Source organism: Singulisphaera acidiphila DSM 18658 (genome assembly GCF_000242455.2).
GTDB lineage: Bacteria > Planctomycetota > Planctomycetia > Isosphaerales > Isosphaeraceae > Singulisphaera > Singulisphaera acidiphila.
Genome location: NC_019892.1, coordinates 7,993,434 through 8,005,336 on the forward strand (window position 1 = coordinate 7,993,434; position 11,903 = coordinate 8,005,336).

The 11,903-nt window shown below is 63.3% G+C and carries 6 protein-coding genes; 4 read left to right on the forward strand and 2 right to left on the reverse strand.

The window, feature by feature from the left end; all coding sequences use genetic code 11:
• Positions 1-102 precede the first annotated feature (102 nt).
• The 3 genes from SINAC_RS31185 (at position 103) to SINAC_RS31195 (ending at position 6,803) form a co-directional block, all read left to right on the forward strand.
• Positions 103-2,853, forward strand: coding sequence for a c-type cytochrome (locus tag SINAC_RS31185; RefSeq protein WP_015249531.1), 2,751 nt, complete (start codon positions 103-105; stop codon positions 2,851-2,853).
• 210 nt (positions 2,854-3,063) lie between these two features.
• Positions 3,064-5,448: a DUF1592 domain-containing protein gene (locus SINAC_RS31190; RefSeq protein WP_015249532.1), complete on the forward strand. Its 2,385-nt coding sequence runs from the start codon at positions 3,064-3,066 to the stop codon at positions 5,446-5,448.
• Entirely contained in the window at positions 5,445-6,803 is a 1,359-nt protein-coding gene (locus SINAC_RS31195; protein WP_015249533.1) for a DUF1552 domain-containing protein, read from the forward strand. The genes SINAC_RS31190 and SINAC_RS31195 overlap by 4 nt, the downstream gene beginning before the upstream one ends.
• Before the next feature lie 215 nt (positions 6,804-7,018).
• Here the strand turns inward: SINAC_RS31195 and SINAC_RS31200 are convergent, their stop codons facing one another.
• Positions 7,019-8,875 (reverse strand): ABC transporter permease, encoded by a 1,857-nt coding sequence (locus tag SINAC_RS31200; RefSeq protein ID WP_015249534.1) that lies wholly within the window; start codon positions 8,873-8,875, stop codon positions 7,019-7,021.
• A 236-nt stretch (positions 8,876-9,111) separates the two neighbouring features.
• On the opposite strand from SINAC_RS31200, the gene SINAC_RS31205 reads away from it, so the two are divergent.
• Positions 9,112-9,786 (forward strand): adenylate kinase family protein, encoded by a 675-nt coding sequence (locus tag SINAC_RS31205; RefSeq protein ID WP_015249535.1) that lies wholly within the window; start codon positions 9,112-9,114, stop codon positions 9,784-9,786.
• 173 nt (positions 9,787-9,959) lie between these two features.
• On the opposite strand, the gene glmS is transcribed toward SINAC_RS31205, so the two are convergent.
• Positions 9,960-11,804 (reverse strand): glutamine--fructose-6-phosphate transaminase (isomerizing), encoded by a 1,845-nt coding sequence (gene glmS / locus SINAC_RS31210; protein WP_015249536.1) that lies wholly within the window; start codon positions 11,802-11,804, stop codon positions 9,960-9,962.
• Positions 11,805-11,903 lie beyond the last annotated feature (99 nt).

Sequence of the window (11,903 nt, forward strand, 5' to 3'; positions counted from 1 at the left end):
GGCTCTTGGCGGTTTATTGCGGATCGTCGCAACGGGTCGTAAACTTGCTCTGCTCGCGAGCGAAAAGCCGGCCGCAACGCGCCCTCCGAGAGACCCCGCCCGATGTCTTCGATTTGCGTTCGCCGCTGCCTCCTCTTCGGCATCGTCATCTGCATAAGCCTGGGGCCGACGTCCCGCTCGCCGGCCGCTAACCACCAGGATGAGGAACTCGACGAAGCGGAGCGTCCCGGTCTGGTGGCCTCGTTCTCGTCGGCGAGCGTTCCCAAGACGGTGGTCAGGCAAATCCTCTTCGATCTCAACGCCCACTGGGGATCTGCGTCTCCCGACGCGCGCATCCCCGCGACGGAGTTCGTCGGCCGCTGGGAAGGCTTGATCCTGATTCAAAGCCCTGGAGTCCATCGATTCCAGGCGAGGAGTGATGGTGAGATCGACCTGAAGGTCGCCGGGCGGCTGGTCTTGAAAGGCAACGGCGAAACCCTGAAAGCCGACTCCATCGACTTACCCGCCGGCTTCTCGCCGATCTCCCTGGAGTATCGACACCGCCAGGGGGAAGCGCACGTCGCCATCGATTGGGAAGGCCCGGGCTTCGGCCGGGAGCCAATCCCTGCGCGGCTCTTCTACCATGATGCGAGCAAACGACTGCAACCCGATCGATTCGAGGAAGGCCGAAGGCTCGCCGATCGAATCGGCTGTGCCAACTGCCACCAGATTCTCGACCTGCCGGTTCACCGGAACCAAGGACCACCCTTGGCCGACGCGGGGCATGCAATCGACCCTGCCTGGCTCGACGCCTGGCTGACCAACCCAGATGCGCTTCGCCCCGGCAGCCGGATGCCGTCGTTCGGTCATGGATTTTCCAAGGCCGAAACCGCCGACATCCGCGCCTACCTGGCGAGCCTCGCTCCGCCATCGTTTTCGGTCACACCGGAAGCCAGGATGGCGCTCAACGTTGCCGCCCCGGCTCGGGGCCGCCTGCTCTTTCGGTCGATCGGCTGCCTGGGGTGCCACACCAAGGGATCGCCCCCCGCGCACGAGCCGGCAGCCCCCGACCTCTCCGACCTCCCCCGGAAACGGTCTGTGGAGTGGCTCACCGCGTTCCTCGGCCCTGCCAAGGCCAACAAAACGGCCGTGAAACATCGCCATGAGCTCCGGCTGACCGTCGACGAGGCCGCGCACCTGGCCGCCTACCTCGGGACCTCCGACCAGGCCCCCCCACCCCGCCCCTTACTCGACGGTGACGGCGATCCCGCGCGCGGCCTCCGGCTTGTCGAGAGTGCCCGCTGTGTTGCCTGTCACGCGCTCCCGGGCTTGAAGCCAGCACCCGCCGACATCAAGCTCACCGCCGGCTCCCCACCCGACGCCGGTTGCCTCGCGGTCGAACCGAGCGGCCCGCTCGTCCCTCACTTTTCGCTGACCGAGGAACAGAGACAGGCGCTCCGCGAATTCGTCGCGGGGCTCCCGAGCACGCCCGCCCCCACCAGCCGGCAAACCCTCGCCGACGATTCGTTGCGGCGCCTCAATTGCTTCGGCTGCCACGCTCGCGATGGTCGAGGGGGCGAGGAACTCGGCGGGCGGATCGCCACGCTCCTGGCCGAAGACCCCGAACTCGGCGGCCTCAAGGGGACGCTCACTCCCCCCAACCTGACGGCCGTCGGCGACAAGCTCCGCCACGCCTATCTCGGAACGTCGGTCAGATCCACCGCGCCCACCGCCCGGCCCTGGCTCTCGGTCCGGATGCCGACCTTCGCGTTCGAACCCGGCGAGGCCGACGCCATCGTCGCCTTCCTCCAGGTTCACGACCGGATGCAGAGCGAGCCCGATCCGCCAAACAAGGTCGCTCGACTCGACGCTCGCGCAACCGAAGCGGCCACGCAACTGATCGGTCAGCGCGGTTTCGGCTGCATCTCCTGCCACGTCCTATCCGGCCGGATCCCGCCCGGAGGCGAACCCGAAACCCTGGGCCCCGACCTGACCCTCGCCCATCGCCGGATGGCGGATCGCTACTTCCACCGCTGGATCGCCAACCCGCAACGGATCATCGCCGGAACCCCGATGCCCCAGTTCGCCAAGCCGATCGAGAGCATCCCCGGCACACTCGATGACCAGCTCAACCAAATCTGGCGGCTGCTTGCCAGCGGATCGCTGGCCGATGTCGCCTCGGCCGGTGCTCGCGAGGTCCTCAAACACGAGGGGGACCGTGCCCTGGTCGTCCGCGACATGGTGCTCCTGCCCGAGGCCCCGCAGACCAAGTACATCCCCCGCGCACTGGCGATCGGCCTCAAAAACGACCACTCGCTGCTCTTCGATGCCGACCGCCTGACCTGGCTCTCCTGGTGGCGCGGGGGATTTCTCTCCCGGACCAAGTCGGGCCGGCTCTGGGAATGGCACCCCGAGGGAGAGTCGATCTGGGTGGCCCCAAACCGGCAGCCGCCGATTGTCTTCGTCGGCCCCGACCGTCTGACCGTCTTCCCGACCGAAGTCCGCGAGCGATTCGGCAGTTTCCAGGAACTGAGCTTCGAAGCCGCCGCCGTCTCGTTGGCTTACACCCTCCACGGGCCGAAAGACACGGATGTCGTGGTCCAAGAACGGATCGAGCCCATGATCGGCGGGTGGGAGCGGCAGGTGACCGTGACAGGAGTCCCCGAAGGATACACACCGGCCTTGTTCGAGCACCCCCCGAATGGGAAATTGTCCTGGGCCGTCGGCAAGGCTCGAGCCAGCCTGCAATCCCCGGATGGGCGGGTTGAATCCGCCCCCAACGTGGCCGGCGATCCCAACGCCCGCTGGTTCATGATGAAACCGAGCGACCAGGGGCAATTTACCAAACGCATTCGGCTCACCGTCGAGCCTTGATCCTGAAACCACGGACAACCCGATAAAACAAAGGGCGGGACAATGGCGTCTCGCGTTCCAAGCGATCCTTTTGAACGAACGACCCAGCTTGATCGATCGATCGGAGCCCTTGCCTCGTTATTCTTGGGGGCCCCATCTCGATCGCCAGGTTGAATTTTGTTACAAACTTTGATTGCCAGCCCGCCTTCGCTGCCTGCCCGAGGGTAATCCATGCGACGTCGACCAGCCTCGCCCATTCCACGCCCCCAGCGCGCGGTCTTATTGAGCCTTCTCTGCCTTGTATCGTTCGTTTCAGCCTCGGTCGGGGCGGAGCCGACGAAGCCGACGGCAACATCGGAGGCTTCTTTCTCCGATCAGATCGCTCCTTTACTCGCCAAGTACTGCATCAACTGCCATGGCGACAAGAAGCCCAAAGGGGGGGTAAACCTTGCGAAGCTGACAGACGAATCGTCTCTCGCCGCGAGCCAGAAGGTCTGGCAGCTCGTGGTCGAGAACGTCGAGTCGGGTGACATGCCTCCAGAGGGGAAACCAAAGCCGACGAAAGCGGAGGTCGAACTCCTGACCGGCTGGATCGACTCGCGGATGGAGAAGCTGGACTGCGGCAAGGAGAGCGATCCCGGGCGAGTGACTCTCCGCCGACTCAATCGATCCGAATATAACAATACGATTCGTGACCTGTTCGGCATCGACTTCCGCCCCGCCGAGGATTTCCCGTCCGACGACGTCGGATACGGGTTCGACAACATCGGCGACGTCCTGACCCTGCCCCCGATCTTGATGGAACAATACCTGGCGGCGGCCGAGTCGATCGTCGAGCAGGCAATCGTCGCCGATTCGGGCTCGGGCGGGTTACTGAAGACGTGGGAGACCGAGGGGCTGGAGACGGACGCGGGAGGAGCGCCGTACGAAGACTGGGCTCGAACTCTGGGCACCACGGGCGAGATCGCTGTCACATTCCCCTGCCCGAGGGAGGGTGAGTACGTCTTCCGAGCCCGAGCATTCGGCCAGCAGGCCGGCCCTGAGCCGGCCCGCATGGCCTTCCAGGTCGACGGCAAGGCGGTTGAGACCGTCGAGGTAACCGCCGAGGTCGAGAACCCGAAAGTCTACGAGGTCAAGGTCCCCTTGAGCGCAGGCGCAAGGCGCATTTCGGTCGCCTTCGTCAATGACTTTTATGACCCCAAGGCCGAGAACCCGAAGCAACGCGATCGCAACCTGATCGTGGATTATCTCGAAATCCAGGGGACGGCCGTAGCCGCAAACACGCCTTTACCGGCGTCACACCAGAAGATCATCTTCCAGACGCCCACCGATGCCACAAGGGGCGACTGCGTGCAGGCGATCCTCGAACGCTTCGCAAGCCGGGCCTATCGACGGCCGATTACGCCCGGTGAAGTCGCCCGGCTGGTCAAGTTCGTCGACCTGGCCGAGCAGAGCGGCGATTCTTTCGAGCGAGGAATTCAACTCGCTCTCGAGGCGGTCCTGGTCTCGCCCCAATTCCTCTTCCGGGTCGAAATCGATCCGCGCATCGAAAAAAGCGAGAAGACCCAGGCCACGCGCACGCATCCGATCAACGAATTCGAACTGGCGTCGCGTCTTTCCTACTTCCTCTACAGCAGCATCCCCGACGACGAGCTCTGGCAGCTCGCCACCGAAGGCAAGCTCCGCGAGGGAAACAACCTCGAGACGCAGGTCCGGCGGATGCTCCGCGACCCCAAAGCCAAGGCGCTCGTCGAGAACTTCGCGGACCAGTGGTTGCAGATCCGCAACCTCAAGACGGTGAGCCCCGACCGCAAGCAGTTTCCCACCTTCGACGAGCCGCTTCGCGCAGCCATGTTGAAGGAGACGGAGTTGTTCTTTGAAGAGGTGATGCGCGAGGATCGGAGCGTGCTCGACTTCCTCGACGCCGACTACACCTTCCTCAACGAACGGCTCGCCGCCCACTACGGCATCCCCGAAATCAAGGGAAACCAGTTTCGCCGGGTGTCCCTGAGCGAGGGGTCGCATCGCGGCGGCCTGCTCACGCAGGCGAGCATCTTGACGGTGACCTCGAACCCGACGCGCACCTCGCCCGTGAAGCGGGGCAAGTGGATCCTCGAGCAAGTGCTTGGAACCCCGCCCCCCCCTCCTCCACCCGACGTGCCCGAGTTGAAGGATGACGAAAGCACAACCCTTTCCGGCAGCCTGCGACAACGGATGGAGCAGCATCGTTCCAATCCGAACTGCGCCTCGTGCCACGCTCGAATGGACCCGCTCGGGTTCGCCTTCGAGAACTTCGATGCCATCGGCGCCTGGCGCGACAAGGACGGGGCCTTCCCGGTCGACAGTTCCGGGGCCCTCCCTTCGGGACAGTCGTTCCAAGGCCCCGAGGAGCTGAAGGGGATTCTCAAAACGCGTGAGAAAAATTTCACACGCTGCCTGGCGGAAAAGATGCTGACGTTTGCCATCGGTCGAGGAATCGAAGATCCTGACAAGTGTGCCATCGACCGGATCGTGGATGCGACGAGTTCGGATCAATCCAAGTTCTCGAGGCTGGTGCTCGAGATCGTCAACAGCGATCCATTCCAGAAACGGAAAAACCGGGGAGCCGGACGATGAGAAGCGCAAGACAAATCTCGCGTCGAACGGTGTTGCGCGGGCTCGGAACGGCGATCGCCCTACCCTGGCTCGAAGCCATGAGCACCACCGCAGCGCTGGCCGCTCCGGCCGGTGCCGCCGGCAAAGCGGCCACGGCCCCGTTGCGGATGGCCTTCTTCTACGTCCCCAACGGCGCCCACATGGCCGATTGGACTCCGAAGGAGGTCGGCACCGATTTCACGCTCCCGTACATCCTGGAACCGGTCTCCGCCTTCAAAGACGACCTGCTGGTAATGACCGGCCTGACTCAGAAGAACGGCTTTGCGTTGGGGGACGGCGGCGGCGACCATGCGCGGGCACTCTCCACCTTCCTCACGGGGTGCCACCCGCTCAAGACCGACGGGGCGAACATCCGGGTGGGCGTCTCGGTCGATCAGATCGCCGCACTCAAGGTAGGCGGTCAAACCCGCTTCCCCTCGCTCGAGCTCGGAATCGACCGAGGCGCGCAATCAGGGAGCTGCGACACCGGCTATAGCTGTGCTTACTCGTCCAACATCTCCTGGCGAACCGAATCGACGCCGATGGCCAAGGAGGTCAACCCTCGGCTCGTCTTCGACCGGCTCTTCACCAGCCAGAACGCCACCGGCACCGCCGCCTCACGCGCTCGCCGCGACTTCTACAAGAAGAGCATCCTCGACTACGTGGCCGAGGACGCCGCGACCCTCAAGGGCCGGCTCGGAATCACCGACCAGCGCAAGGTCGAGGAGTATCTGACCGCCGTCCGCGAAATCGAGCGCCGGGTGGACCGCGCCTCCAACCAGACCGGGGGCGACCTTCCCCAAATCGCCCGGCCGTCGGGCGTACCGCGCGACTTCCAGGAGCACGTCCACCTGATGTGCGACCTGATGGTCCTCGCCTTCCAGGGGGACGTGACCCGGATCAGCACCTTCATGTTCGCCAACGAAGGGAGCAACCGCAGCTACCCAGTCATCGACGTGCCGGAAGGCCACCACGAACTCTCCCACCACGGCGGCGACCCGAAGAAGCACGAAAAAATCAAGAGGATCAATCATCTTCATGTCAGCCAGTTTGCCTACTTCCTGGGCAAGCTCAAGGCGATCAAGGAGGGTGAAGGCACTCTGCTCGACAACGCAATGATCGTCTACGGCAGCGGAATCAGCGACGGGAACAGGCACAACCACGACGACCTGCCCATCCTGGTGGCGGGCAAGGGAGGCGGTTCACTCCAGACCGGCCGCCACCTCAAGGTTGCGGACAACACCCCGCTGAATAACCTCTATCTCTCGCTGCTCGATCGGATGGGCGCGCCGGTCGATCGGTTCGGCGACAGCACCGGCCGGGTCGAAGGACTCTGACATCCCCCGTCGCGGCAGGACGGGCTGACGGCCCGCCCTGCCACGGCGGAGGACAGTAATACTATAAGCGCATTTCACATCGAATCATTTCCCGGGGCTTGCGCCCCTGGCTATTGACGGCCGCCCCTTCGGGGCTCCCAGAAATCTGCCGATCCGGAACGGCCTTGTGGGGCAATCAAGGCCGACCGCTCTCGCTTGAAACGTCGATCACCGGCCTACGACAGGTCCTCGTCTTCGAGTTCGACAGCCCTTTTGACATCGACGACTTCGTCAAACGCTATCAGCGTCGAAGGCGGGACAGCCGACTCCCGACTCGGTCGACCCGCCTCAACGTCAAACCGGTCCAGGGTACGAAGTGTCAAGGCAAGCGCGGCCACGGTATAACAGAGGACGCTGACGAACGCACTCGCCATCAGGTCGATCTCATCCCACAAAGCCCCCCCACGAACCCTGCCGAGTGACAGGCTACTAAAATCGGGGAACGAGATCAGTGAGACGGCTTCCACCATCGGAGTCACTCCCACAGCGTGCAGCCAATTCCACGTCGACAGGGGAATGCAACACATCAGGTACGCTCCATTGACCAGGATCATGGTACCGACCGTCGCGACCAGAGCACGTGCGGACGTCTTTGCCCCCACGGAGTAATAGGTCCCCAGCGCGATGGCAAACCAGAGGTAGACCGTGGTCTCCAGCGCGACCGCCACGACTCCGAGCGGATGGATCGATCCGGCCGCGAGCCCCAGCAACCAGTGCAAAATCAGCACGCCAACGAGCCAACGCTGCCCCCAGATCGCCCCGATCATCTTGGCGCGAATGATCTCCAGTCCGTCCATCGGCGTGGCGACCAGACTCGTCCAGGTGTCCTCCTCACGCTCGCTCGTCAGCCCGCTCGAAGCCGAACTGGCAACCGCTATGGCCAAAATCATATACATTGCCGTACAAACAAAACGGAGATACATGTTAAATTGCTGACGATCCGCGTAAACCCCAAAGACCCCGTAACCGAACGCGAGCACTTCGATGAAGGCCGGTTTGGCAGAATCGTAGGTCAGATAGCTAAGTCCGCAGAGGACCATAAACACGATCACTATCATGGCAATCTTCGTAACCAGACTGGTGCGAGAGACATAGCGTTCCTTCCACATCATCGCATCGTCACCGCACTCGGGCCGCGGCAGCAGCCGGCCGCCACGACGAAGAGCGGTGAGCTGTGCCGTCATTCGCCCTTCTCCCTCACGACGATTGATCCCTCTCAGCCTGAGCACGGCGATCACGACGAAGAGGAGCCCATAGGCCGTCTGCAACCCCATCATCCAACCACAAAAGTGCAGGATCGCGTCTGCGTTCCCGGAACCAAGCCGGCTCATCACAATGAACGCATTGAATGGACTCGTCGGGGCAATCCAATCGTTGACCGGCTTGATCCATTGGTAGGCCTGAGTCCACAAGGGTCCGCCCCTCGGCATCAGAATTCCCATGAACGTCGGCCCGAAAATCCAGTACAACTCCAACACATAAGCGAGCGATATCGCTTCGCGCGGCCGACGCGCATGCGTCGAGACGAGGATGGAAAGGGCGGAGAGAAAAAACGCGGAGGTCATCGTGACTGCGAAGGTCAACAAAACCACCATCGGATCCACGCCGCCGAAGAGGCTCAACATGCTCATGATCGGGAGACTGATGGCGACGAATACGCCCAGGTGGAGCATCCTCGCTGCGAGCTTTCCCAGGATGATTTCTCCGCTCGAGAGCCGGCTCGCCAGGAGGTAGTGCAACGTTTTCCGCTGCCTCTCCTCGGCAATGACCCCGGCCACCAATGCCGGGGTCAACAGCAGAACCGCGACCGACTGAACGATCAGGATGGTGGTGAACAAGGTCCAGCCGAGCCGGGCCATTTCCTGAATGGAGAGTTCGCCGACGTGACTTTGAAATCTCCAGGCCCGGTACTCAGGGCCATTCTGCCAGATGAAATAGAGAAGGGTCACACCGTAGATGGAGCGAAAAACGTAGTAGCGAATCCGCCGCGCGGTGGTCAGCAGTTCGACATTGAAGACGGGTCCGGGAAGCATGGGCAGGATCCTGATGGTCCGGTTTCGTCGCGGTCTTCCCTTCCGAAAGGGGTAACGCGGGCGTCGTCAGTCGATAAACGATTCGTCCCGTCTCCGGGCACATCTCCAGGAACCGTGATCCTTCAACGAGTGGCCCCGAAGACCAATGGCGGGATTGGCCTCGGGTCGTCGACCTCGTATAACGGAAGAGCAGAATCTGGTTTTCGAATCCCCCAAGGCCGTGAGGAGGTGGTCGTTTGTCCTGGAAGGTCCCCCCAACCCACGTGGTGATTTTCGGCAGGCCCGGAAGCGGCAAGAGCAGCTTGGCCGAACAACTGGGCGCTGACCATGGGTTCCTGTTGATCCGCACGGGGGAACTGCTCCGCAACGCAATCCGCAAGGGTGACCCGCTCGGAGTTCGCGCCGAACAGCTCATCAAAGGGGGCAATCTCGTCCCGGACTCCCTGATCGGTGAACTCCTCGAGCAAACCCTCAAGACTCCCGGGACCGATCGACTCCTCTTCGACGGCTTCCCCCGGACCATGGGGCAAGTGCCGATCCTGGCCAAATTTGAACAAATTTTGAATTTCCGGATCGACTGTTATCTCGAGATCGCTGTAAGTCATGAGGCGGCGGTCAAGCGAATGACAGGGCGGCGCGTCTGTCCCGTCTGCGGATCGACGTACCACCTCGTCAACCAGCCGCCGCGAGTCCCCGAGCGTTGCGACCGCGACGGCACAGCCCTCGAGCAAAGGCCCGACGATACGGCCGACGTCATTGAGGTGAGGCAGCGAATCTACAACGAGCATGGGCTGCCAATCCTCGCTCACTATCGGGAACATGCCCCGGACCGCTTCCGGACGGTCAACGGCGAACAGTCGTACGAAGCGGTCTACGCCGAGACCTGCCGGGCTCTCGGACTCCGGGAGTGACGCATCGAAGTCCAACCCCAATAGCCCCGATCGTCCACAATTCCTCCAGCAATTTTCGTACGGGTCGATCACAAGCCAGGTGATTGGGGTGGCCGTAGGGTCCGTACTCGCCCCCTGGTCTTCTGGTCCTCGCACTGGGGTCCGAGTACGGACGGACCCCAGCAAAGGCCCGGTTACTCCACGGTAACGCTCTTGGCCAGGTTGCGCGGCTTGTCGATGTCACACCCACGGAGCAAGGCCACGTGGTAGGCGAGGAGTTGGAGCGGGACGACCGCGAGGAGCGGCTGGACGATCTCGGGAACGTCGGGGATCGGCAAGAAAATGTCGGAGATCGCTTCGAGCGACTCGTCCCCCTCGGTCCCGACCGAGATGATCGTGCCATGTCGCGCCCGGACTTCCTCAACGTTGCTCAGAGTCTTGGCGTGGAGCGCGCCTCGGGGAGCAACGAAGACGCACGGCGTCTCGCGGTCGACCAAGGCGATCGGGCCGTGCTTCATCTCGGCCGTCGGATACCCCTCGGCGTGGATATAGCTGATCTCCTTGAGCTTCAGGGCCCCCTCGAGGGCGACAGGGAAGTGCAGGTCACGACCGAGGTAGAGCACGCTCTTCGTCTGCGCGAGCCGCTGGGCCGCTTTGAGGATCGCCGGCTCGATCTTGGCCAAGACCTCTCCGAGCGCCTGGGGAATCGCCTCAACCGCCTCAATCGCGGCCAGGCCATCGGTAAAGGAAAGGTGGCGAAGCCGGCCCAGATGAATCGCCAGGAGCGTGAGTACAGCCACCTGTGCAGTGAACGCCTTCGTGCTGGCCACGCCCACTTCCGGGCCGCAATGGAGGAAAATCCCGCCGGTCGCTTCGCGCGCGATCGTGCTCCCCACCGTATTCACGATCGCCAGGGTGGGGTGCCCCTGCCGCTTCGACTCCCGGAGCGCCCCGAGCGTATCGGCGGTCTCGCCCGACTGGCTGAGGACGAAGACCAAGGTGCGATCGTCGAGCGGAGCGTTGCGGTAACGGAACTCGCTGGCATACTCGACCTCGACCGGGAGGTGAGCCAATCGCTCGATCAGGTATTCGCCCACCATCGCGGCGTGCCAACTGGTCCCGCAAGCGGCAAAGACGATCCGGCGAACCCGGCGGAGTTGCCGAGGAGTCATGTTCAGGCCGCCGAATTGCGCGGTGGCCTCGGCGCGACGGAACCGGCCCCGGCAAGCGTCATGGATCGTCTCGGGCTGCTCGCGGATCTCCTTGAGCATGTAGTGGGCATGGCCGCCCAGCTCCACCGCGTCGGGCTTCCAATCGATCCGGTCGATCCGCGGGGTGATCGATCCCCGCTCGCGATGACGGATCTCAAAGTCGTCGGGACCGAGCCGAACGACCTCGCCATCCTGGAGGTAGGCGACCTTCGCCGTATGAGGCGCAATGGCCAGGGCATCGCTGGCCAGAAAGTGCTCCCCCTCGCCAAGGCCGACGACCAGGGGGCTTCCCAGCCGTGCTCCGACGACCTGGCCAGGGCAACGCGGGCTAATGACCGCCAAGCCGTAGGTCCCCTCCAGTTGGGGCAACGCGCGTTGGACCGCCTGGAAGAGGCCGTCACCGTCCCCGAGTTCGCGGGCGATCAGGTGGGCGATCACCTCCGTATCCGTCTGGCTGAGGAACAAAAACCCATCGGCCGTGAGTTCGGCACGAAGCGCAGAGTGATTCTCGATCACCCCGTTGTGAACGACGGCTACCGAAACGGCCCCCCCCTTCCCACCGACATGGGGATGTGCGTTCCGGTCGTTGGCGGGCCCATGTGTCGCCCAACGCGTATGGCTGATCCCGCAGTGCCCGACCGCCGGTTCTTTATCGAGCGCCTCCTCGAGTATGCGAACGCGGCCCGCCCGTTTGCGAACGACAACACGTCCGTCGGAAACGATCGCAACCCCCGCACTGTCGTATCCGCGGTATTCCAGACGACGCAGACCGGCCACCAGGACCGGGCTGGCCTCATGCACTCCCGTATAGCCGACGATACCACACACAGTCACCTCCAGCGTCAAGCCGATCGGGTGTAATCCGATCCCCGATCATAGCGTATCGACCGGTCGAGAGTCGCTGTCAGATTCGGGCGTGTGGCGTTC

What these genes read in the sequence shown, in the direction of transcription:
- SINAC_RS31185 (WP_015249531.1), top strand. Translation starts at nt 103, where the DNA reads ATGTCTTCGATTTGCGTTCGCCGCTGCCTCCTCTTCGGCATCGTCATC.
- SINAC_RS31190 (WP_015249532.1), top strand. Translation starts at nt 3,064, where the DNA reads ATGCGACGTCGACCAGCCTCGCCCATTCCACGCCCCCAGCGCGCGGTC.
- SINAC_RS31195 (WP_015249533.1), top strand. Translation starts at nt 5,445, where the DNA reads ATGAGAAGCGCAAGACAAATCTCGCGTCGAACGGTGTTGCGCGGGCTC.
- SINAC_RS31200 (WP_015249534.1), bottom strand. Translation starts at nt 8,875, where the DNA reads ATGCTTCCCGGACCCGTCTTCAATGTCGAACTGCTGACCACCGCGCGG.